Consider the following 23,391-nt stretch of genomic DNA (forward strand, 5'->3'; position numbering starts at 1 on the left):
CAGCCACAGGTGCACAAGACACCTGTGGTCTATTTGTTGTCAGAATACCGCATCCTCCGGAGAGGCCTTGTGCACGCTACTGAAGCTATATGTCAGTGTGTTACTTTTATTATCAAGCCCGATACGTACTGAGCCGCCATTAGTTAACGAACCAAACAGTAGCTCATTTGCTAATGGTTTTTTCAGGTTATCCTGGATCACACGTGCCATAGGTCGGGCTCCCATCGCCTTATCATAGCCTTTTTCACACAACCAGCGGCGAGCCTCTTGGCTAACTTCAATCGAAACACCTTTCTCATCAAGTTGCGCTTGTAGCTCGACAATGAATTTATCCACCACCTGTATGATGATATCCATGGATAATGAATTAAACCAAATAATGCCATCAAGACGGTTACGGAACTCAGGCGAGAAGACTTTCTTAATTTCAGACATCGCATCCGTACTGTTGTCTTGCTCTGCAAAGCCAATTGAGCGGCGCTGTGTTTCTTGAACCCCTGCATTGGTTGTCATGACAACAATCACATTACGGAAATCAGCTTTGCGCCCATTATTGTCTGTCAGTGTGCCGTGATCCATAACTTGTAGAAGGATATTAAACACATCGGGATGCGCCTTTTCAATTTCATCAAGCAGCACAACAGAATGTGGATGTTTAATCACCGCATCCGTCAAAAGCCCGCCTTGATCAAACCCTACATACCCAGGAGGTGCACCAATTAAGCGGCTCACGGTATGCCGTTCCATATATTCAGACATATCAAAGCGCAATAATTTTATATCCAATGCCTTAGCGAGTTGGACTGTGACTTCCGTTTTACCTACCCCAGTAGGGCCTGCAAATAAGAAGGAGCCTACCGGTTTATGATCTTGGCCTAACCCCGCTCGACTCATTTTAATAGCTTCTGTTAATGCGGTGATCGCATCATCTTGCCCAAACACTAGCATTTTCAGGCGCGAATCTAACGTTTTTAAGCGCTCTTTATCGCTCGAAGAGACGGTTTTTTCTGGGATACGTGCGATACGCGCAACCACAGATTCAATCTCAGGCACACCAATGGTTTTCCGACGTTTGCTAGGCGCAACCAAACGTGTCCGAGCGCCTGCTTCATCGATAACATCAATCGCTTTGTCTGGCAGATGCCTATCCGTGATGTATTTAACCGACAAATCAACCGCGGCTTGAATGGCTTTTGCCGTATAACGAACATCATGGTGTGATTCGTATTTCGGTTTTAATCCATTAATGATACGTACCGTTTCTTCGGTTGTTGGCTCTACAATATCAATTTTCTGGAAGCGGCGTGCCAACGCCCTATCTTTTTCGAAAATATTACTAAACTCTTGATAAGTCGTTGAACCAATAACACGGATACGGCCACCTGATAACAATGGCTTAATTAAATTTGCCGCATCAACTTGACCACCAGACGCTGCACCAGCCCCAATAATCGTGTGAATTTCATCGATAAATAGAATGCTTTTACTGTCTTTTTCCAGCATTTTTAGCAGTGATTTAAACCGTTTTTCGAAATCACCTCGGTATTTAGTGCCTGCTAATAAAGAACCAATATCTAATGAATAGATAGTGCAGCCGTTCATGACCTCGGGAACATCCCCTTGCTCAATGCGCCATGCTAGCCCTTCCGCTATCGCTGTTTTACCAACGCCAGATTCTCCCACCAGCAATGGGTTGTTTTTGCGACGGCGGCAAAGAACTTGGATCGTTCTCTCTAGCTCTGCCTGACGCCCTACCAGCGGGTCAATTTTGCCTTGTTTAGCCAGTTGATTCAGATTGGTTGTGAAATTATCCATATGATCATCAGAAACAGGCTGTTCTTCATGATTGACGTTGCTGTTTGGCGTATCTTGCTCGGATGATGCCGAAGCTTCCCCTTTAATCGTGCCGTGGGAGATAAAATTGACAACATCTAAACGGCTTACATCATGTTTACGCAATAAATAAGCTGCCTGTGACTCCTGCTCACTGAATATTGCGACCAGTACATTCGCGCCACTTACTTCATTACGACCCGATGACTGAACATGGAAGACCGCACGTTGCAGAACGCGTTGAAAACTTAATGTTGGCTGAGTATCGCGATTATCATTTTCAGGCAACAGTGGCGTCGTTTGCGCAATAAAGTGCTCAAGCTCTTGTCGCAGAACAACAAGGTCAACTTTACAGGCATCCAATGCTTCACGTGCTGACGCATTACTCAATAATGCCAGCAACAGGTGCTCCACTGTCATAAATTCATGTCGATTATCTTTCGCTTTTGCAAATGCGACGTTTAGACTCAGCTCCAGTTCTTGATTGAGCATAAGCACCTCCCAAAATTGATATTAGCGAGTTCACACTTTTTCTATTGTGCACAACAAAGGGTACTCATGTTCGCGCGCATAGCTGTTAACTTGTGCCGCTTTTGTTTCCGCAACCTCTGCCGTAAAGATACCGCAAACCCCTTTCCCCTGAAAATGGACATCTAACATTATCTGTGTAGCGCGTTCTTCATCAAAAGAAAAGTATTTTTGCAACACTTCAACAACAAAATCCATTGGAGTGTAATCATCGTTATTTAATATAACCTTATACATCGAAGGGGGCTGTAAAACTTGCTCCACTTCATCTTTAAAAACAACATCTGTTTTAAATGTACCAAGAAAATCGCTCATTACTTGTCGTGCTCGGAGTTAAGATTTATTAAGCATAGCCTTTATTATCAATGATTTCTATTAATCAAGATAACAATAAAACATAAATAAAATCATTTGTTTTATCAATTGCTGTTTCCGCTTAATAACAGTGTAACACGCAACCTAACGCAACTCATATGGCCTAAATTTTGTGATCTGCTTCAAAATTAATAAACTGGAGAGCGTTAGCCATATCAAATTTTTATCACTTCGCCAAAAATCAGCAAATTGATCGCTTGACGTCCGAAGGCAATTCACTACAGTATGATTTGCAGACAGTCAATATGTGTAATTATACTTAGTCGATGCATAGTGGTTATGCATTTATGTCAAACACAACTTGTAAATACGAAGGACGATGTATGGAGACAGGTACAGTTAAATGGTTCAACAACGCCAAAGGCTTTGGTTTCATCTGCCCAGAAAATGGGGGCGAAGATATTTTCGCTCATTATTCTTGTATACAAATGGAAGGTTACAGGACATTAAAAGCTGGTCAGAAAGTCAATTTTAGTATTAATACTGGCCCAAAAGGGAACCATGCCAACCTCATCATTCCGATTGAAAGCAGTACGTTGAATCATACAAGTGCAGAGGCAACGCCTCAAGAATAACCCCCGTGTAATAGAGCACAGTTAATTACTTTTCATTTAGCAATAACTGGTTTGCATGATTGGTCGTTAACTGTGTCTATTTTTTAATATCAATCTTTTGATATCAATGAGGACGGCCGTGGGTTTGTAAAAAAGAGACATCACCATAAAGTGATTTAAGCAGTGCGAATTGCTCTTCATCATAGAATTGGCAATTACCGCTACCAAATGCCTTCGCAACTTCAATCATAAACTTCACCGATGCGGCAATATCCACTTCATGACTAGCGCCTGTTGAACAACCCGGCACAATTGTCTGCGTACAAATAGCCACACCAACAACAGGGGCTGTTGTTGAGACTGCTGGCTGCATAATACTATTGATGTGATGTAATCCGTTGCCGTAAGGCGTGATATCTTGTACCGCGAGCGGGAACGTCACCGCATTCTGCCCACTGCTCCACTCCATCAAATGAAGTAAGTCCTCAGAAACAGGCAAGATATAGCCATCTTTTACCGTTGGTGACAAGGCATAACCTTTATGGTTGATCAGCCTATTTCCCTTTGTCGTGTCCACAGATAAAATAGCATCCGCTTCTGGGATAGCCTCATTTTCATTCATCGTCTCATCGTTGAGTGGTGAGTCCATAAAATCAACGGGGCTATGAGGACGTGTTGGCGCTGTTGGGCAAATATGCGTCGTAATGATCACATCCCCCATGAGGACATCACCCTTTTCTCTCATCTCGGCAAGTTTTAATGCCGTCGCAATGGCAGCAATAGCGCCATCAGCATCAGAAACCAGCCCAATACGAGATGGGCGCGCTCCGATACCCCCTAAACGCCCAATAATCCCCAATGTTGGGGCATGGTTACCTTGGCGTTTACCATGAGTACCTGGGATCACGATACGCACAAAATCACTTTGCCCTTTTCCATCTCGCACTGTTTTTGATGATGCTTCAATGGTAGTAAAGTTTTTAAACAAAGCGACAATATCATCCCCATTAACAACGGCGCTATCGATTAACTCGTAAGCACACAGGGTCTGCTTTAAACTCATATATTTCCCTTGTTATGTACTACTTTTCAGCTTATTTCTCTCGATCTCACCACTCTCCTTTAATGGTTGGTGTATAACCGTCAAAAATTAGCCTATTTCCTGGTGAAGGCGCATACACGCACAATAAATATAATATTTTTATTTTATGATTCACTACTACGTTTTAACCAATAAGGGTCACCTACCATACTGCCAAGGTAGGATGCCTTATGACATATTTTTGTCGCTAATTGCGCCAATAATTCAGAGGTAATTTGCGATGCAGGTAAACTCAAACATAAGGCATAGAGTGTACCTTGCGCAGGGTCATACACGGTACTTGAGACAGAGGCGACCCCCGGAACGGACTCATTAATTGAAAATGCCCAGCCTCGTTCCTCAATTTGATTTAACTCTTGGCGTAGCTTGTCTTGCTTTTCTTGCGGCTCTTGGCAAATGATCACTTCACGTTCACTCAAAGAGTAACGAGCTAATAACGCTTTACCTGTAGAAGTTCCCGCTATAGGCAATTTTGTTCCCGGCTGAGTGATCACTTGAAGCATGCTATTACCAATACGTGCATGCACGACTCTTACCTTATCTTTGTCCCTTAAAGAGACATAAGTGGTGAACCCCGTTTCTTTGGTCAGTTCATCGAGTGATTCAAGTGCCATATCAATCAACGGGTTCATACCCCGAGCACGATGCGCTAACTCCATAATGATCAGCCCCGGACGATAAATGGGCGCATCATTTTTCTTTTCGAGCAAACCATGCTCTGCCATCTGTTTTAATAAACGTGATGCTGAGCTTTTTGGCATTCCCAATTCATTCACTAACGTTGTCACCGTCAGTTCATCGCCAGAGCGAAGAAACAACCGATATACATCGACAACACTTGAGAGAATACTCATAACTCACCTGTAACCTGAGAATTCTGCACCAACGCCTCATAGCTTTGTGGTTTTCTATCTCTTAAATAAGGAATGTTCAAACGCGTATGAGCCTGAACTCGAAAATCAACCTCACCAATGAGCAACGTTTCACCATCACAACTGGCTTCACTTAACACTTGCCCACGAGGCCCTACAATCTTACTACCGCCAAATAAATGAAGATCTTCCTCATTCCCCCAACGGTTAACTGCTAATAAGTGGCTACCATTCTCCAAAGCGCGGCACGCGGTATTGATATCCCACATATCCTTATCTTGAATACGCCATGCAGAAGGCACGAGCAGCAATTCAGCGCCATTTAAGGTTAAGATACGAGCCACCTCAGGAAACCCCATGTCGTAACAGATCATCACACCAATCTTACCGAATGGAGTATCAAATACCGGATAGCTATTACCACTGCTAAACCATTGTTTTTCAATGCCAAATGCGTGGACCTTACGGTAGACCCCGCTGACACCTTCACAACCTGGATTCCACACCCCAACAGCGTTATAAACCTCGCCTAAGTAGCTTCCTCGCTCAGCAAAGCCACTAACAATAGTGAGATCCAATTGCGTCGCTAGTGCGCTAAACAAGCGATAAGTTTCGCTGCCTTCATCATCGCTGAGATCCCATAGTTGGGTCGCAAGCAAATCGCCTCGATAGCCTGTTGTAGCCAGTTCAGGAAAACAGATTAATTTGGCACCTTGCTCCGCAGCTTGATGGCAGAATGCGGCCATCCGCTCTAAATTATGCTGCTTTTGACCAAGTAAAGAGTTAAATTGCGCAAGAGCAACTTTAACGCTGCTATGATCCATTGCTCTCATCCTTAATCTAAATGGTTAACTTTACGAAATTGCAGCGTATCGACACCTTTTATTCGAGCTTGCAGCAGCATCATCATCCAATAAAGGACTCCGCTAACTAGCAAAGAGTTAAGCGCTGGCACACCAAAATCAGTATCCCAAGGGCCTAATGCCGAGCTTAGCCAACCGACAACAACAGCAATAGCCCAAACAACCAACGTAATGGGATTAACTGCCTCACACAGAGTTGGAAGTTCACCCGCTGCTCTGGTTGTATCTAACTCACGCCGATCACGCTTTAATAAATAATAATCAACCACCATGATCCCCGCCACAGGTGGGATTGCTATACCTAAATAAATCAGAAAACCCACAAAATTATCTAAAATGCCGAGCATCGAGGCGATCGTACCCAAAATGCCGATAACCCACGTTAGATAACGACGGTCAAACCGTTTTTTGAAGATGGCATTCAATAAAGTCGATAAACCTAGTGATGAAGAGTAGAGGTTAATATCATTCATTTTGATAGTGGAGAAGATAACGATCGATGCTCCAACCAACCCAGTTAACGTCAACATTAGGTCAAAGACTTCATTGGTACGCAGGGCAAGTGCCATCAACACTGAAATCATATTGACTAACAGCTCACCAAAAAAAGTCCCGATAAGGGTCATCCAAAAAACCTCTTTCGGGCTTTTCATGAAACGACTAATATCGGGCGTTGTGATAGCTGAAATAATAAACCCACCAGCAACCATCGTAATGGCTGCTGGTAGAGTCATAAAAGCCCCCGCAGGTTCAGTGCGATTAATAAGCGCTCCGATATCTTGCCCAGAAAGCAAGCTATAGGTTGCCCAAGCTAATGCGAGTAAAAATAGCGGCGTTGATATATTTGCGGTAATAGATAAAAAGCGATACCCATATACCGTAATAATCGTCACCGCGATACCTGTAATAAGCGACCAAGTCCCTGGTGTTAGCACATTCGTCGCTTTATACATTCCATCCGCAAAGAAGCCATTTTGTACGCCAAACCAGCCCATCAGTGAAATCGCAATTGCGCCACCGATTAAAGCAGAGCCTAACTTACCAAATCCAGACCACCTTGATAGTAGACTGATTGACATTCCTTCACGGCACGCAGCTGCACCTAAAGCCCAGCTAACAACTTGTAAAATCACTGAACCTAACATTGTGGCCCAAAACGCTTGCCAAAACGTCAGTCCATAACCCAATGCTGCACCTAACATCACCTGAGATACACAGGCTAGTGAACCAATTCGGATTATAAGAACTTCGTAGAATGGCCTGCGAGCACTGAAGGGCACCCGAGCCAGAGAATAATCTTCACCTGTTTTATTCGCCATTTAGTATTCCTGCTGTGTGGATCTTTGCTATTAAGTTTATTGGCTTTATTTTATTTGTTCCATTTTATGGAACTAGGTTTCATTTATTCTACGAGACAAATGATATCCATGTTCGATACCAAATCGCAAGTAGAATTTAACTTTTTACATAGCTTTTTGTGTATGTAGATATAACTATAACGGGAAAACTAAAGGCTGGGGAGATAAATTGATATAAAAATAAGGATGTTGAAGTACCTCTGACCATTACAGAGGTACTTGAAAAAATACAGATAGATCTCTTACTACTCCCTTGCTAATGCATCAATAGGGTTTAATCTTGCTGCACTTCGCGCGGGTAAGAATCCAAAAATGATACCAATTGCTGTCGAACAGATAAATGCACTGATCAGCGCCATAGGTTGAAAAACGAAAGTCCAGCCGGGCAACGCCATTTGCGCCATGACACTAATGCCATAGGAAAGCCCAATCCCCATTAACCCACCAATCAAGCAGACCAGTACCGCTTCAATCAAAAATTGCTGCATCACATCACTTGTGCGCGCACCAACCGCCATACGGATACCAATTTCTCGGGTCCTCTCAGTAACGGAAACTAACATGATGTTCATCACGCCTATACCACCAACCACCAGCGAAATAACAGCGACCAAGGTTAGAAACAGTTGCATGGTACGAGTGGTTTTCTCCGCTGTTTTCACAAGCGTATCAATATTGTAAGTAAAAACGTCCTTCTTACCGTGTCGCAATGTTAATAAGCGGGTGATCTGTTGCTCCGCTGTTTTGGCATCAACCCCCTCTTTAACCCTTACGACAATACTATCCAAGTAAGGTCGATTTAAGATTTTGCTATTTACCGTCGTATCCGGCAGCCACACTGACAGCGAATTACTTGAACCAAAAATTGATTTTTGCTCCGCGAGAACACCGATCACGGTAGCTGGCATATTCCCAATCAAGATGGTTTCCCCTACCACTTGCTTTTGGTTAGGAAAAAAGCGACGTTTTGTGTTCGCATCAATCACAACCACTTGCGCCCTACGCTCTACCATGTCTGCAGTAAAGTTCATCCCTTCGGAAAACTTTTCAGCGTAGACCTGAAAATAATCACGCCCAACCCCTAATAGCTGGGCTGAAGCATCTAAATTCCCCTTACGCAATCGAGTTGATTTAGATAACTCCCCCGATACGGCTTGCACATAAGGTTGCTTGGCAATGGCGTCAACATCGGATGGCTTTAAAGATTGCCGATTCTCTGCATCATCACTACCAAAATCCTCCCCAGGGTAAACCGAAATGGTATTCGTGCCGATTGATTTTATATCATTGAGAACCATGCTTTGAGCGGCATCGCCGATCACCATAATAGAGACGACTGACGCAATACCGATGATAATGCCTAACATGGTGAGTAGTGTACGCATTTTATTAACCACCATGGCGCGCCAAGCCATTAACAGTGCTTCGCTAAACCGTCCATAGATTTGCCCTAACGACATTTTCCTAGGTGATGTTTTCTCCAATGAAGGTACATTTGGAGCTTTAGCAGAGCCTGAGTCACTAATAATTTCGCCATCTTTAATTTCAATAATGCGTTCCGCCTGCTGAGCGACTTTGGGGTCATGGGTAACAATAATAACGGTGTGCCCCTGCGCACATAATTCTTTGAGGATTTTCATTACCTCTTCACCAGAGTGGCTATCAAGGGCACCAGTTGGCTCATCAGCAAGGATAACTTGACCACCATTCATCAACGCACGCGCGATACTTACCCGCTGTTGTTGCCCTCCCGATAACTGACTTGGTCGGTATTCTGTTCGTTCACCAAGCCCGAGTTTCGCTAATAATTCAATGGCTTTTTTACGGCGTTGAGTCTTACCTGCCCCCGCGTAAATGGCGGGAACTTCAACATTTTGTTCAGCCGTTAAATGGCTAAGTAGATGGTAGCGCTGGAAAATAAAGCCAAAGTGTTCACGGCGTAACTCAGCTAGCTGATCGTTATCAAGCTGAGAAATATTTTGCTGAGCAACAAAGTATTCCCCTGAGCTAGGTTTATCCAAACAGCCGATGATATTCATTAAAGTTGATTTCCCCGAGCCAGATGCACCAATAATGGCCACCATTTCCCCAGCATCAACAGTTAATGAAATATTTTTCAATACCGTAATTTCTGTTTCACCAGCAGGATAACGTCGCGTGATCCCTCTAAGTTCTAATAAGGCTGACATATTAACTCTCCGCGTTACGGCCGGTGATCACCTGTTCGCCTTCTTTTAGTCCATCAGTGACTTCAACATATACATCATTACGGCTACCGATTTTTATTTGCCGTTTTTCAGCCTGTTCTCCCTGCAACACTTCTACCTCATAAATTTGCGGGGAAACTTCATCCCCTAAAGCAGAGAGCGGTAAAAGTAATACATTTTTATGCGATTCAAGATCAATTTTGACCTGTGCCGTCATTTGTAATTTCAGTAAATGCTGGGGGTTGGGCACTTCAAAACGTGCATAATAAAAAATAGCATCGTTGATTTTTTCAGGAGTCGGTAAAATATCTTTCAATACCCCTGAGAAGCGTTTATCTGGCGCGCCCAATACAGTAAATGACGCTGCCTGACCCGGTTTAAGATGAATAACATCCGCCTCTGACACTTCAGCTTTAACTAACATTGTATTCAAATCAGCTAATGTCAAAATGGTTGGCGCTTCCTGAGCCGCTATCACTGTTTGACCTTGTAATGTTTTGATAAACGTGACAATACCATCCATTGGCGCGGTAATTTGCGTATATTTCAAGTTTGTTTTTGCCGTATCTAAGGTCGCTTGGTTGCGCTTAATTTGCGCCTGATATGTTGCCACCTGCGCCTTTTTCACAGCGACATCCGTTTGCGCTTTATCTAAATCTTGTTTTGAGACGGCTTGGAGCTTAGATAAACTCAATTGGCGTTGATAAGTCACTTCAGCTAAACGTAACTCTGCTTTCGCTAACGCCAAATGTGATTCCAGCTCATGGATCGTTTCTTGAGATTCTGTCACGTCGTTTTGTGCTTTTTGTGGATCAATGACCGCCAGCAAATCACCTTTTTTGACTTTATCTCCCTCTTGAACATACAGAGTTTGTAGCTGCCCACTGACCTGCGCACCGACATCAACTTTGCGCACAGCATCCAGTTTACCTGTTGCTTGAACTTGTTTATTGAGATCACCTCGGGCCACTGCGACTGTTTGAAAAGCCTCTTTTTTATCTTCCGTGAAAAAAAAGAATGCGATACCAATCGCAATTAAAATAACCAGTAAAGAAACCAGCCACTTCTTACGTGAATTTGCTCTCATTCAATCTATACCTATACCAATAAAGAGAGGGCTACGCCCCCTCATAAAATTTACCTATTTAGCCGAGCATTCGTGAATAATTTAGTAAGCTTTACCTCTTGCTAACCACGCTACCCGAGAAAACATATTTTTGAGTTGTGATGGAATAGAATCTGGCCCTAATTCTGCTGCTCGATTGACAATAGCGATAGCAAGATCAGGTTTGGATGTTTTGGAAATTGCTTTAATAATCACACGTCGAGTCGAAACTTTCGCGTTATCCGGTATCCCTGATATCTCATGATAAAGATGTTTAAATCCTTCGCGATATAAAAAATGCTCCATATCCGGTGCCGGCAATCGAGTTAATCGGTCTCGTTCCGTGTCATGCATTTTTTCAGCGTAACTCAGCGCGGTGGCGGCATACTTCTTACCAGCCTCATCGCCATCAACAAGTGTATGCCATTCTATACCCATTTTGCTGGCAAACTTTAACAAAGGCTTAAGACCGCTTTGTGCAAACTCAATCACTTTGATGCCTTCTGTTTCAAAGTAATAGTTACACTGCCGCGCTAACTCATTCATTAACCAAATTTCAGTCTCGCCTTCAACCAATAACCAACAACGCGCAAACATCGCTGATGGCCGGTTAAAGCGGATGTGAAAGGAGATTTTCCGAATTTCCTCCGCAGATAGCTCATTCTCACCTAAGCGATAAGCCGAAACTTTGCCGGAATCGCGCACCAAGCGGCAAAGATTTTCAATCGGCACTTGCGACAGAAGCTCCCCGGAGTTCGTTGTGGTCAAGCGTTGTAAAGAAAAGAGATTGAGTAGGCCCCAAGCAATCGACAACATAATTGGATGCAGGCGTGTTTCGGGGTCTTCTACAATAACCAAAGGGCGTGCATATTTATCGAGTTGGATATTGCCTTTTGACTGCAATAAAGAAGAAAACATGCCTAAGATAATTAAACGGATATTACGCTGATTTGGTTTTGCAATAATACGGCTAATATTATCTAAAGCATGCCAGCCTCTTTTGCGTGGTTCAAACTTAATTGCTGCTTTATGCTCTTTATGCTCTTGAAACAGATGGTTACTTTGCCCCGCAAAATAATGACTGAGCAGTTGCTGCATCGCATCCACCCCTTCAACCAACTCCTCGTCGCTCAAGCGTTGCGGATTATTGATTAATGCACGAGTCAGCTCTTCCATTCGCGAGTTAAAAATATCGCGTACCTCTTTTTCACCCGCAACAATCGTCTCAGTATTTAATGTGCGCAAAAAACGGGCATCACGCAAACGGATCACTGGATATAAGCGAATAATTTCTTTGATATATTTACCGACATTATCCAATGACAACTTATTTCCCCCTGCATTGAGGAAACTGCGGTCAACGCTAATGCTGCCGTCTTCTTTTAGTTCAGCACTAACGCGGTAAAAGATATGCTTAAGATCATCACCGTTATCGACCCAAACGGAGGTAAGATTACGAAAGCGAAATGAGCGATGTCGGCCTGGGCGGTTTTCACAAAATTTCAACACTATCTGCAATGAGCGAAATCGAGAGGCATCATCCCCTGTTGGATGATGAAAATCATGCTTATTAAATTGGTAATTTTCTTGTTCAGGCGAAAGTAAAATCGTCAGTGCATCCAAAAGGCTCGACTTTCCCCATGAGTTTTCACCAATTAACACCGTATTGTTATTTAAAGCTAATGAGAGCCGGTTAATCCCTCTAAAACCGTAGATTTCCACTCGTTCCAGATACATACACCCTCTCCTTGCTATTAATCTATTTTTAGAGCTTACCTCTTAACTGCTGGTATGACTATAAGACAGCTCGAAAATTAAATATATTTTTACACTCAATAACTAAAGTTGTATTTCGGCAACAGACGCGGCTGGCTCGTCCGTAAAGCCACTTGACGACGTATCAACGGCAGATAACAATAGAGCTGACTAAGTTGAGCCTCCATTTATAGTGTTATAAAATAGTTAAACTTTATTTTTTAGTCTTTTTATCCTATTTTTTAGCCATAACTGGAGAAAAAGACGCTATCTTAGAACCATCTGCCAGACTGATAAAACAGCAAATAAATGAAATTAATATCAAATATAATAATTAATATATAACCCCTTGTTAATGGGATAATTATAAGGATGCAAAATGTATTCAGGACTACTCATTATTTTACTACCGTTAACGCTAGGTTATCTTATCCCTATAAAAAATAAAAAGATTTTAGATATTATACATCGAGCGTTAAATTCAATGGTTTATATCATTCTCTTTTTAATGGGGATTACACTCGCTTTACTTGAAAACTTAAGTGTTCACCTATTTTCAATTTTAATCTACGCACTCACATTCTTTGGTTGTATATTTTCACTTAACCTTATCTCACTACTGCTATTAGATAAGTTAGATCCTTGGAAAATCCCTAAGCATAAACAAGAAAAGCCCCCATCACGTTTAAAAATGGTATTTGAATCATTGCAACTGTGTGGTGTGCTATTGATTGGTTTCTTAGTTGGCTTAACTGGATTTGATTTCCTGCACTATGCCGATAAAGGCAGCCAAATTGCGTTAATGATGTTACTGCTTCTTGTCGGCTTGCAACTTCGCAATAGTGGCATGAGTATTAAACAAATCTTAGTTAACCGCCGAGGAACCACAATCGCCTTTGTGATGGCAATCAGCGCGCTAGCTGGTGGCGCAATTGCCGCATTATTATTAGGTTTACCCGTAAAAATGGGGCTAGCATTGGCCTCTGGGTTTGGCTGGTACTCATTAACAGGGATTGTATTAACCGATGCCTATGGCCCTGTCATGGGGAGCGCCGCTTTCTTTAATGACCTCGCCCGTGAACTCGCTGCGATTATGTTGATCCCTTTAATTATTAACCGCTACCGCTCAACCGCATTAGGTATTTGCGGCTCAACATCAATGGATTTTACCCTCCCAGTCCTCCAGCGAAGTGGTGGCGTCTCTATCGTACCGGCCGCTATTGTGCATGGTTTCGTGCTCAGCCTCGTTACCCCGATCTTAATGGCATTTTTCACTTAGCTATATTTCACTCACAGATTGCCACTTATTTATAACATGATAGATAAGTGGCAAGTCCTAAAATGACTATAATTAACAGCACTTTACATAAGTAGAATTTCAGTCACAATAGCGACAGATGAGAGTGAAACAGGAAACCAAGATGAACGAAAAGCAACGTGTTTTAGTATTGGGCGCCAGTGGCTATATTGGGCAAAATTTAATCCCCGAATTAATTAAGCAAGGCTATCAAGTGACAGCCGCTGCTAGGCGGGTGGATTGGATGCTCTCACAAGGCTGGCAAGATACACAATGTGTTTATGTTGATCTGCAAGACCCTGAAACACTCAAAGACGTGATGAAGGAGATCGATATTGTCTATTTCCTCGTTCATAGCATGGCTGATCATGCCAACCTGATTGAACGTGAGCGCACGGCGGCTCGCCATGTTCAGCAAGCGCTTGATCAATCGAATGTTAATCATGTTATTTATCTCAGTTCACTACAACATGGTCACAGCTATTCTCAACATTTGATCTCTCGTCGATTAACAGGGGAGATTTTACGTGAGAGTCAGGTGCCAGTCACAGAGATCCGCTCAGCAATCATCGTTGGCTCAGGATCGGCGGCTTTTGAGATCATGCGTGATATGGTTTACAACCTCGCTATCTTAACCCCACCGCGTTGGGTACGTTCAAAGTCTTCACCTATTGCGCTGAGTAACATACTGCATTACTTAACTGAATTAGCAAAACGCCCCGTGACTGAAAGTAAAATTTACGATGCGGGTGGCCCTGAGTACATGAGCTACCAAGAGCTATTCAAGCGCTTTATAAAAATCAGCGGTAAGCGTAGATTGCTGATCCCTATCCCTATTCCTATTAGCATGATCTCCGTCCACTTCATCAGTTTGATCACCTCAGTTCCTCCGGCAATTGCTAAAGAGTTGATCCAAGGATTGCAGCATGACCTGCCTGCCGACGATAAAGCCTTACGCGAACTGATCCCACAAACGTTGGTTTCATTTGATGAGGCGGTCAAAACCACCTTAGCTCAAGAAGCCGATGCTATCGACAATGCAGATTGGGGTTATGATCCTGAAGTCAAAAAACGCTGGCGCCCGGGTTATGGTTTTTACCCTAAACAGGCCGGTGCCACACTCGGCACTTCGGCAAGTACAGAGTCGCTATGGCATGTTGTGCAGCAAATCGGGGGTAAAAACGGCTATTTTTATGCCAACGCACTTTGGAAAACCCGTGCCATTATGGATGACATGATGTTAAACAAAGTGAAATATGGTCGCCCCGCTCGTGAAGAGCTGCAATTAGGTGATGAGATTGATGGTTGGCGCGTCATTAATCTGGAGCCTAATAAACAGCTTAGCCTGCTCTTTGGGATGAAAGCGCCTGGGCTAGGCCGCCTGACTTTCACCATTCACGATAGCGGTAGCCGCCGTTCAATTGATGTACGTGCATGGTGGCACCCCGCAGGATTTAGTGGGTTGCTCTATTGGTTTGCCATGATGCCTGCCCATCTATTTATTTTTAAAGGCATGGCTAAACGTATTAGTGAATTGGCGCTTGAGCGGGATAAACAACTTGCAGGCAAGTCATCAACTGGGCAACAGCCGCCAAAATGATGATTGCTTAATAACAAAAAACCAAATTTTTATGCATATATTATTGCATAAATATGCTTACAGGATTAATATCTGTGTCAGTTAAACAAGGTATTATTGGTAAGCATGAGCATTCAATTAAAAAATATAAACTGTTTTTACGGCTCTCATCAGGCGCTCTTTGATATCAACTTAGAGTGCCCTGCCGGAGAAACCATGGTATTACTCGGGCCTAGCGGTGCAGGCAAAAGCTCTTTGCTACGTGTACTGAATTTGTTGGAGATGCCACGTTCAGGTGTACTTAACATTGCAGGTCAAAATTTTGATTTTGCCTCAACCCCTGATGCCAAAGCTATCCGTGCATTACGTCAAAATGTCGGAATGGTTTTTCAACAATACAATCTATGGCCTCATCTCACCGTCATGGATAATTTAATTGAAGCGCCGTGCCGAGTTTTAAAGCTGTCACGTCAAGAAGCAAAAGCAAAAGCGGAAAAATTATTAGAACGTTTGCGATTAACACAATTTGCAACGCGTTTCCCTTTGCATTTATCTGGCGGTCAACAGCAACGTGTTGCCATTGCTCGTGCATTGATGATGGAACCACAAGTTCTGCTATTTGATGAACCAACGGCAGCCCTTGACCCCGAGATTACAGCACAAGTCGTCGATATCATTCGCGAGTTGTCTGCAACAGGAATTACACAGGTGATCGTGACTCATGAAGTTGAGATTGCCCGTAAAGCCGCTAGCCGTGTGGTGTATATGGAAAACGGTCATATTGTTGAACAAGGGGATGCCAGCCATTTCACAGCACCTCAAACTGAAGCATTTGCAAATTATCTGTCACACTAATAGATATAGGATTAAGCAATGAAAAAAATTATATTAGCTGCACTACTTGGCGCTGTAACCCTATCTGCAACTGCGGCGGAAAAAGAGACCATCCGTTTTGCAACAGAAGCGACTTATGCCCCATTTGAAATGTTTGACAAAAACAACCAAATCGTGGGTTTTGACGTCGACCTTGCCAATGCGATGTGTGAAAAAATGAATGCAACTTGCACATTCACCCATCAATCTTTCGATAGCTTGATCCCAAGTTTGAAATTCCGTCGTTTTGAAGCATTGATGGCAGGTATTGATATTACGCCTGATCGCCAAAAACAAGTGGACTTCACTGACACTTATTACCCTAATTCGGCTGAGTTTATTGCCATTAAAGAGAAAGTCTCTTCTGTTGATCAGTTAAAAGGGAAAAAAATTGGCGTTCAAAATGGCACAACTCACCAAAAATATATCATGGAACAGCATAAGGATATGACGACCGTTCCTTATGATAACTACCAATCAGCTATCCTTGATCTGCAAAATGGTCGTATTGATGCTGTGTTCGGTGATACTGCTGTTGCTGACGAATGGCTAAAAGCCAAAGGCAACGAAAACTTAGCGCCTGTTGGTGAAAAAGTCACTGATCCACAGTACTTTGGTATCGGCTTAGGTATCGCGGTTCGTAAAGGTAATAAAGAGTTGTTAGATAAAATGAATAAGGCATTGGCAGAAGTAAAAGCTGATGGAACTTATGACGTTATCTATAAAAAATGGTTTGAACAATAATCGATACTGTTAATGAACAATTTTCTTTTTCTAACAAGTGCCGCCGGTATCACCGTCGGCCTTGCTGTTTCTGCTCTCATATTGGGCCTGAGCCTCGCCATGTTATTTACGGCATGGGAGTCCGTGCGTTTTAAACCTATCGCTTTTTTAGGAACGTGCTGGGTCACCTTGATCCGCGGTCTACCTGAACTGCTGGTTGTGTTATTTGTCTATTTCGGCACACTGCAACTGATTAATATTTTAGGTGATGGGATAGAGATCAATCTGGGTTTCTGGCAAACCACCTTACAGATTGATCCGAGCATTTTCTTTGCAAACAGCGGTGAGTTTGACTTTACCCCCTTCGCTTGCGGTGTGGTTGCATTAGCCCTTCTCTATGCGTCCTACGCATCACAAACCCTACGCGGTGCCTTAAAAGCGGTGCCTTATGGGCAGTGGGAAGCAGGTTTAGCACTTGGATTAACCAAACGAACCATATTCTTTCGTTTTATCATGCCACAAATGTGGCGTCATGCGCTGCCCGGCTTGGGCAACCAATGGCTGGTATTACTCAAAGATACCGCACTGGTTTCTTTAATCAGTGTTAATGATCTTATGTTACAGACTAAGACCATTGTTAACCGTACTCATGAACCTTTTACATGGTACGCTATTGTAGGGCTTATCTATCTTGCGATTACCTTATTAAGCCAAGTTATTTTGAAACGAATTGAATTGCGTACAACTCGCTTTGAAAGAGGTGAATCGCAATGATTGATTTAATTCTCGATATTTTACCTGGCTTACCAACGAGCTTATCGTTAACCTTCAGCGCATTATTTGTGGCATTTATATTGGCCGTATTATTTACGCTCATTTTGTCATTAAAAACGCCAATTATTTCGCAAGCCGTCAAAGTCTATATTACCCTATTTACCGGCACACCATTATTGGTGCAGTTCTTCCTGATTTATAATGGCCCTAGCCAATTTAAATCATTACAAAACTATCCTGTACTGTGGGAGTTTATTTCAACGCCTTGGGTATGTGCGATGATTGCATTAGCCCTCAATAGTGCTGCTTACTCAACATTACTCTTTCATGGTGCCGTAAAAGCAATTCCATCTGGGCAATGGCAATCATGCCAAGCATTAGGTATGTCTAAAGCCCAGACCATGCGGATTATTCTTCCCTATGCGTTTAAACGCTCTTTATCATCTTATTCGAACGAAGTGGTATTAATCTTTAAAAGTACCTCACTCGCCAGTACGATCACGATGATGGATATTATGGGTTACAGTAGCCAAGTATTTGGTCAAAGTTGGGATGTAATGGCATTTGTGGCTGCGGGGATCATCTACCTCGTTGTTAACGCAATTTTGACGATCATCATGCGATTTATTGAACGTCACGCTCTTGCATTTGAGCAAAGGAACTAACCCATTTTATTTTTGAATTTAACCTATCGCAGTCATAAAAGGGCTTATGAAAATAAGCCCTTGAGGCTTGCTGATAAACAGGGATAAAACCCTAGTTTTTCCCTCTTCGTGTTATCAGCAGTCTGTTTGATTCACCATCAGGGCTAGCGTTTTACCGCTTTTAACACTAAAAATGGTGCATAACGGGTATAGCGTTCAAGATCAGGGCGCTCTTTTAGCGCACTAGCAAGCGGTTTAGGCTCTTTCACCCCTTCAAGGGTAAAACCACAACCAAGTAAGGTTGAGACATAATTTTCCACCGTACGATGGTACTTGATGACGTTCTCCACAAACCACGTTGTGTTCCTGCTTGATTGTTGTTGATAGCAATCAACAGGTAAATAGCGAAAATTACCCCGTATATTCGTGCAGGTATCGGCTTGACCAACCTTAAATATAATTCCAGCTATCAATATAGAGAATGGGATCCCGAAGGGAGATTAACGGATGATAACCATTGGTCTAAATCTAAAACGAAAAACAATTTTGCTTGGCGCTTAGGTTTAGGGGTTCAATATGCCGTTAATGACAATCTGTCAATGGATTTGAGTTACCGCTATCGAAGATGGCTGCACCTTTAAATCCAAAATTAAAGCTCAGTCTAATGATATTTTATTGGGTGTTACCTATCATTTCTAATTAACATTATCCGGCAGCTTATCTTTTAATAAGCTGCTTTAATTATCACACTATTCGATTAATAAAAATGTTCTAAATAATTCGCTAGGTAAGTTGTTTAGTTTTTGACTAATAATGCAATCACTTCGTAGTGCGCAGTATGTGGGAACATATCAAACAACTGTACCTTACTCACAGCATAGCCTTCCAATTGCTCAATATCTTTTGCCATGGTCTGAGCATTACAGCTTGAATATAAAATATAGTTAGGCCGCATAGTCGAAAGATATTCACATAACTCTTTACCTATGCCTCTCCTAGGTGGATTGACTAATACCAATTGAGGAATATTTCCTTTAGCCGTTGCAAACTTCGTTGAATCTAATGCTTGAAACTCAACATGTTGTAGTCCAAGCTCTTGCGCTGATTGCTTGGCACAAGCGATCGCAGGAGCACTAATTTCAATTCCCGTTAACTGAGTTTGCTTTTCCGCACAATGTAAGCCAAATCCGCCAACACCGCAGAAAAGATCCCATAAGCTAGTGATATTAAGCTTTTTAACCCACTCACGCGCTGTTTGATATAACCGAGCAGCCACAACAGGGTTCGTTTGAAAAAAACTGTGCGGCCGTATAAACAGTGGCACTTGATTTAGCTGTTCCCGTAAAACCTGCTGCTCAGTGAGATAAATTTCTTGTTCGCCTTCTAATATCGCCATATGGACAGGCTGCAAATTAACCGTGATCACCGCCAATTGGGGTAATTGCTGCTGCAACCACGGTAACGCATTTTTTAGCTGCTCAACTTTTTTTTCTGAACGCAAGACAAATCGCAACAGAAACTCACCCGTATGCTGGCTTTGCGTTAATAATAAGTATTTTAATTCGCCACGTTTACGTTCAATGTTATAAGGCGTTAAACCTGCTCGCGCAATAAAAGGTTTAATGACATCAAAAACGGCTGAAAATGGCTCAGGATAAAGCGGACAATCCGTTAAACTAATTGCCTGCCCTTGTGAATTCACAATGCCCAATATTGGTTTTTCGACACTTCCACTCACCACCATTTTGGCTTTATTACGAAACCCTGATAAAGGGCTGGCAACTGGCGATTGAAATGCGTCGGCAGTCACCATTGGTAATAAAAAAACTAGGTTTTCCTGTTTTAGTTTGAGTTGTTGATCAGCTGGTAGTTCAAGCCATTGACAGGAACGACATTCGCCTGCCTCATATTTCTCACAATGCATAATATAAAAATTTAATGGAGCGTTACGGAAGGGTTATCATCAATATCAAGGTCAACAGTTTCTTCATCAAACTCATCTTGGTTCGAATACAACAAATTATTGCTATAAATTTCAAAAATGATCGATGATATTTGATCTTCTGCTTGCTGTAAGAAATGGCAAAATTGGCGATAAGTCATCCCAGCTTCAAGCGAGAAGGATTGGCTGACGATTAACTTAGGTAAGTTTTCATTATTAATTTCAAGAAAGACTTTGGCTGTCAGTGAGCTAGCGTTGATTTGGCTGATATTGGCCACTAAAGTCACGATCGCCGTTGGCTTAAGCTCCGCCAGAGCGGAAAGGACAAGAACATTATTAATAATGTCGAGTTTGGCATCAAAAATGCCCTCTATATTTTGCATATGCGGCAAATGTAGAGCAGCACAAGAATCACACTCGAAATAAGAGGTTTTGAGTTGATCAAGCCATTCACGAAGCTGTGATATGTCAGGGTAACAAATAGAATCCATGGGTAATAACCTTCTTCAACTCAAATAAAAACTAATAGAATAACACTTACCTAACCAAACCGAATTTTTTTGGCTAGAAAAGCGGATAATTTTCACACATTGGTGGTGAAAACACCAGTAAAACCATGCTCACTCCCCCTTTTTCTCCTCTTTATCATCATCGTCATCTTGCTTTTTCTTTCTTCCCGGCCTTGATGAGTTTTGATTATCAATACCAAGAAAGCTTAATCCATGTATCGCTCGCCAAACAATATTGATAGTGGCTGGTATCAAGCAACCAATCCCAACCATAACAATCGCGACTAAAACATTTTTCTGCATCAATGGCTCAGGTAAGGTCAGATAGCCATTCATCGCAAGTAAGACAACAATAAGCAGTAAAATCCCTACTGCTTCTAAGATGAGAATCGGCTTAGGGAGATCGGATAGCGAACGCATTTCTCGCTGTGGTTTCTTATTCATCAAGTCCCCTTCTAGAACAATAACTATATACCCCCAACCGAATAAACAGCACTACAACGGGGTATTGTTTAGCGATGCAGTATACCCCATATACTAGCGGATTCTGCATCAGAGCTATACTAGCAAAAGGTAAAATCACCATTTATTTCTAGCTTATTGTCTGGCAAATCATTCACCTTATTATTCCCCTCAATAAGTGCACGGTGACAAAGACAAATCAATAAAGCTGCATCTTGAAGTATGACGAGTATGGAGGCATAGTATTGGGCATTGTGGATAAAAAAACTGTGTTAGTCTTATAGGAGATACTATGTACACTGTGATTTTTGGTCGCCCTGGCTGCCCATACTGTGTTCGTGCTAAAGAGTTAGCTGAAAAACTGAAAAATGACCGCGATGACTTTGACTACCGCTACGTCGATATTCAAGCAGAAGGCCTCACCAAAGAAGATCTATCTAAAACAGTCGGTAAAGAAGTGCTGACTGTGCCACAAATTTTTATCGATGAGAAACACATCGGCGGCTGCACTGATTTCGAAGCTTACGCAAAAGAGCACCTCGATCTCTATAAATAAGCAATAATCCCCATGGGCGGCTCAGTCTCTAATCCGAGTCGCTTCCTTTCTCAATTTGTGCTATTTCCTTCCCATTGCTAAAAAATAAAGCAAATTTTTTTTCTCTATGCGAACTTTCTTATTTAGGGGGGGTCTTAATTTATGCCACTGCTTTTCTTTGATGTCCCCATATTGAGGAGCCCGATAGCCAACTTACGTTTTATCGCTATCGGGTTTTTTATTGCTTAACCGTTCTATTCCCCTTGCAATGTCAGAACTATTTTGCGTTCCCCACCATAATTTCGATGTTCACATAGGTAAATTCCTTGCCATGTCCCCATGTTCAGACGTCCTCGACTCACAGGAATAACCAAACTCGCGCCTAAAATACTCGCTTTAAGATGGGCAGGCATATCATCACTTCCTTCATAGTTATGCTGATAATAAGGCTCATCTTCAGGAACAGCATGGTTAAAGAAGCTTTCAAAATCCTGTCTTACCGTATAGTCTGCATTTTCATTGATTGTCAGTGAAGCCGATGTATGTTGAATAAAGATATTCAGCAGCCCAACTTGGATCTGTTTCAACTCAGGAAGCTGTTGTAACAACTCATCGGTCACTAGATGAAACCCTCTGCTTTTTGCTGTTAATCTTATCTCTTTTTGAAACCACATAAGCTATTCCTTTATCGCGCCTTAAATTTGTCTTATCGCTATTGAGTAAATCATCAACAAAACGTCAACTTATCGCTCTATTTAAGTAATATTAAGATAAAGGCACTTTACCTGCCATGTAAGAGACTTTACTCTCTCGCTTTATCGTCTTATTTATCACCCATTTTCTGAGGTATACACCCGTGCTGGAACAACTTAATCAAGATCTCTTTAATCTCATTAATGCGGCCCCAGCGTCTGCAAGTGGTACTATCGCACTTGCAACCGTTATCGCTAAACGCTTAATTCTCCTTTTCCCTCTGTTTACTGCGGCATGCTGGTTATGGGGTGCCAAACAGGATATGACCCGCCAAAGAGCATTCGTCTGCAAAACAGCATACGCCTTAGTGATCGGTCTGTTTATTTCATGGTTGATTGGCTTAGTTGCACCTCATGAACGCCCTTTTGTTATGGGAATAGGCACCAATTTCCTTGAGCACGAGCCAACCGCTTCTTTCCCTAGCAATCACGGCACTATCGTCTTTACCTTTGTTTTCGCATTTTTGTTCTGGCTAAGAACATGGGTTGGTTTATTGATGCTCGTTCCCGCTATTGCAATTGCATGGTCACGTATCTATTTAGGCGTCCACTGGCCTTTAGATATGATAGGGGCATTTATCTTGGGTCTTATCGCGTGTGGTTTAGCCCAAATTCTTTGGGGACTTATCGGCCATAAAATCCAAGCCCCGCTCACACATCTTTACCAAATCATATTTTCAGTTCTTATTCGCAAAGGCTGGGTACAACCCTAATTTTTTCATTAATCAGTACTGGCGTTATTTACGCCA

General features: G+C 42.4%; 24 protein-coding genes. 10 read left to right on the forward strand and 14 right to left on the reverse strand.

Annotated elements, in window-relative coordinates:
• Nucleotides 1-39: 39 nt before the first annotated feature.
• Together clpA and clpS are read right to left on the reverse strand one after the other, a co-directional pair.
• Nucleotides 40-2,325 (reverse strand): ATP-dependent Clp protease ATP-binding subunit ClpA, encoded by a 2,286-nt coding sequence (clpA, locus tag PSE69_RS11065; RefSeq protein ID WP_004918072.1) that lies wholly within the window; start codon nucleotides 2,323-2,325, stop codon nucleotides 40-42.
• A 30-nt stretch (nucleotides 2,326-2,355) separates the two neighbouring features.
• On the reverse strand, nucleotides 2,356-2,676 hold the full coding sequence (clpS, locus tag PSE69_RS11070; RefSeq protein WP_004918070.1) for an ATP-dependent Clp protease adapter ClpS: 321 nt from the start codon (nucleotides 2,674-2,676) through the stop codon (nucleotides 2,356-2,358).
• 383 nt (nucleotides 2,677-3,059) lie between these two features.
• Between clpS and cspD the strand changes: the two genes are divergently transcribed.
• A complete protein-coding gene (gene cspD / locus PSE69_RS11075; RefSeq protein WP_004918068.1) occupies nucleotides 3,060-3,311 on the forward strand; it encodes a cold shock domain-containing protein CspD in 252 nt (83 codons plus the stop codon).
• A 103-nt stretch (nucleotides 3,312-3,414) separates the two neighbouring features.
• Here cspD and PSE69_RS11080 read toward each other — a convergent pair whose 3' ends face one another.
• From PSE69_RS11080 to PSE69_RS11110, 7 genes are all read right to left on the reverse strand, one after another.
• Nucleotides 3,415-4,353: a DUF1177 domain-containing protein gene (locus PSE69_RS11080; protein WP_014657829.1), complete on the reverse strand. Its 939-nt coding sequence runs from the start codon at nucleotides 4,351-4,353 to the stop codon at nucleotides 3,415-3,417.
• 143 nt (nucleotides 4,354-4,496) lie between these two features.
• Nucleotides 4,497-5,246: an IclR family transcriptional regulator gene (locus PSE69_RS11085; protein WP_004918066.1), complete on the reverse strand. Its 750-nt coding sequence runs from the start codon at nucleotides 5,244-5,246 to the stop codon at nucleotides 4,497-4,499.
• Nucleotides 5,243-6,088, reverse strand: coding sequence for a nitrilase-related carbon-nitrogen hydrolase (locus tag PSE69_RS11090; RefSeq protein ID WP_014657828.1), 846 nt, complete (start codon nucleotides 6,086-6,088; stop codon nucleotides 5,243-5,245). The genes PSE69_RS11085 and PSE69_RS11090 overlap by 4 nt, the downstream gene beginning before the upstream one ends.
• A gap of 11 nt (nucleotides 6,089-6,099) precedes the next feature.
• The gene (locus tag PSE69_RS11095; protein ID WP_014657827.1) at nucleotides 6,100-7,446 is read right to left on the reverse strand and encodes a purine-cytosine permease family protein; all 1,347 of its coding nucleotides are present in this window, start codon (nucleotides 7,444-7,446) and stop codon (nucleotides 6,100-6,102) included.
• 284 nt (nucleotides 7,447-7,730) lie between these two features.
• Entirely contained in the window at nucleotides 7,731-9,674 is a 1,944-nt protein-coding gene (macB, locus tag PSE69_RS11100; protein WP_004918063.1) for a macrolide ABC transporter ATP-binding protein/permease MacB, read from the reverse strand.
• A gap of 1 nt (nucleotide 9,675) precedes the next feature.
• Nucleotides 9,676-10,779 (reverse strand): macrolide transporter subunit MacA, encoded by a 1,104-nt coding sequence (gene macA, locus PSE69_RS11105; RefSeq protein ID WP_004918062.1) that lies wholly within the window; start codon nucleotides 10,777-10,779, stop codon nucleotides 9,676-9,678.
• Between the two features lie 81 nt (nucleotides 10,780-10,860).
• A complete protein-coding gene (locus tag PSE69_RS11110) occupies nucleotides 10,861-12,534 on the reverse strand; it encodes a DUF2813 domain-containing protein (protein ID WP_272675232.1) in 1,674 nt (557 codons plus the stop codon).
• Between the two features lie 397 nt (nucleotides 12,535-12,931).
• On the opposite strand from PSE69_RS11110, the gene PSE69_RS11115 reads away from it, so the two are divergent.
• The 6 genes from PSE69_RS11115 (at nucleotide 12,932) to artM (ending at nucleotide 18,463) form a co-directional block, all read left to right on the forward strand.
• Nucleotides 12,932-13,831 carry a lysine exporter LysO family protein gene (locus tag PSE69_RS11115; protein WP_004918058.1) on the forward strand — a complete coding sequence of 300 codons (900 nt, stop codon included), beginning with the start codon at nucleotides 12,932-12,934 and terminating at the stop codon, nucleotides 13,829-13,831.
• Between the two features lie 142 nt (nucleotides 13,832-13,973).
• Nucleotides 13,974-15,449: a DUF2867 domain-containing protein gene (locus tag PSE69_RS11120; RefSeq protein WP_272675233.1), complete on the forward strand. Its 1,476-nt coding sequence runs from the start codon at nucleotides 13,974-13,976 to the stop codon at nucleotides 15,447-15,449.
• A 105-nt stretch (nucleotides 15,450-15,554) separates the two neighbouring features.
• Complete coding sequence (gene artP, locus PSE69_RS11125) at nucleotides 15,555-16,283, forward strand: arginine ABC transporter ATP-binding protein ArtP (protein WP_004918053.1); 729 nt, start codon at nucleotides 15,555-15,557, stop codon at nucleotides 16,281-16,283.
• Between the two features lie 18 nt (nucleotides 16,284-16,301).
• Complete coding sequence (artJ, locus tag PSE69_RS11130) at nucleotides 16,302-17,045, forward strand: arginine ABC transporter substrate-binding protein (protein ID WP_004918052.1); 744 nt, start codon at nucleotides 16,302-16,304, stop codon at nucleotides 17,043-17,045.
• A gap of 12 nt (nucleotides 17,046-17,057) precedes the next feature.
• Nucleotides 17,058-17,798: an arginine ABC transporter permease ArtQ gene (gene artQ, locus PSE69_RS11135; RefSeq protein ID WP_272675234.1), complete on the forward strand. Its 741-nt coding sequence runs from the start codon at nucleotides 17,058-17,060 to the stop codon at nucleotides 17,796-17,798.
• The gene (gene artM / locus PSE69_RS11140) at nucleotides 17,795-18,463 is read left to right on the forward strand and encodes an arginine ABC transporter permease ArtM (protein WP_004918049.1); all 669 of its coding nucleotides are present in this window, start codon (nucleotides 17,795-17,797) and stop codon (nucleotides 18,461-18,463) included. The genes artQ and artM overlap by 4 nt, the downstream gene beginning before the upstream one ends.
• 143 nt (nucleotides 18,464-18,606) lie before the next feature.
• On the opposite strand, the gene PSE69_RS11145 is transcribed toward artM, so the two are convergent.
• Entirely contained in the window at nucleotides 18,607-18,915 is a 309-nt protein-coding gene (locus PSE69_RS11145; RefSeq protein ID WP_146778588.1) for a hypothetical protein, read from the reverse strand.
• On the opposite strand from PSE69_RS11145, the gene PSE69_RS19885 reads away from it, so the two are divergent.
• Nucleotides 18,883-19,083, forward strand: coding sequence for an outer membrane protein (locus PSE69_RS19885; protein WP_350587043.1), 201 nt, complete (start codon nucleotides 18,883-18,885; stop codon nucleotides 19,081-19,083). The genes PSE69_RS11145 and PSE69_RS19885 overlap by 33 nt on opposite strands.
• Before the next feature lie 155 nt (nucleotides 19,084-19,238).
• On the opposite strand, the gene rlmC is transcribed toward PSE69_RS19885, so the two are convergent.
• From rlmC to PSE69_RS11160, 3 genes are all read right to left on the reverse strand, one after another.
• Nucleotides 19,239-20,366: a 23S rRNA (uracil(747)-C(5))-methyltransferase RlmC gene (rlmC, locus tag PSE69_RS11150; RefSeq protein WP_272675235.1), complete on the reverse strand. Its 1,128-nt coding sequence runs from the start codon at nucleotides 20,364-20,366 to the stop codon at nucleotides 19,239-19,241.
• A gap of 11 nt (nucleotides 20,367-20,377) precedes the next feature.
• Nucleotides 20,378-20,875, reverse strand: a complete 498-nt coding sequence (locus PSE69_RS11155) for a YbjN domain-containing protein (protein WP_004918042.1) — start codon at nucleotides 20,873-20,875, stop codon at nucleotides 20,378-20,380.
• Nucleotides 20,876-21,004: 129 nt separating this feature from the next.
• Entirely contained in the window at nucleotides 21,005-21,337 is a 333-nt protein-coding gene (locus tag PSE69_RS11160) for a DUF1418 family protein (protein ID WP_004918040.1), read from the reverse strand.
• 310 nt (nucleotides 21,338-21,647) lie between these two features.
• Between PSE69_RS11160 and PSE69_RS11165 the strand changes: the two genes are divergently transcribed.
• Complete coding sequence (locus PSE69_RS11165) at nucleotides 21,648-21,911, forward strand: GrxA family glutaredoxin (RefSeq protein WP_004918038.1); 264 nt, start codon at nucleotides 21,648-21,650, stop codon at nucleotides 21,909-21,911.
• A 233-nt stretch (nucleotides 21,912-22,144) separates the two neighbouring features.
• Here the strand turns inward: PSE69_RS11165 and PSE69_RS11170 are convergent, their stop codons facing one another.
• Nucleotides 22,145-22,564: a secondary thiamine-phosphate synthase enzyme YjbQ gene (locus PSE69_RS11170; RefSeq protein ID WP_004918036.1), complete on the reverse strand. Its 420-nt coding sequence runs from the start codon at nucleotides 22,562-22,564 to the stop codon at nucleotides 22,145-22,147.
• A gap of 182 nt (nucleotides 22,565-22,746) precedes the next feature.
• On the opposite strand from PSE69_RS11170, the gene ybjG reads away from it, so the two are divergent.
• A complete protein-coding gene (ybjG, locus tag PSE69_RS11175) occupies nucleotides 22,747-23,355 on the forward strand; it encodes an undecaprenyl-diphosphate phosphatase (protein WP_004918034.1) in 609 nt (202 codons plus the stop codon).
• Nucleotides 23,356-23,391: the final 36 nt, after the last annotated feature.

This window comes from Providencia sp. PROV122 (assembly GCF_028482365.1).
Lineage (GTDB): Bacteria > Pseudomonadota > Gammaproteobacteria > Enterobacterales > Enterobacteriaceae > Providencia > Providencia stuartii.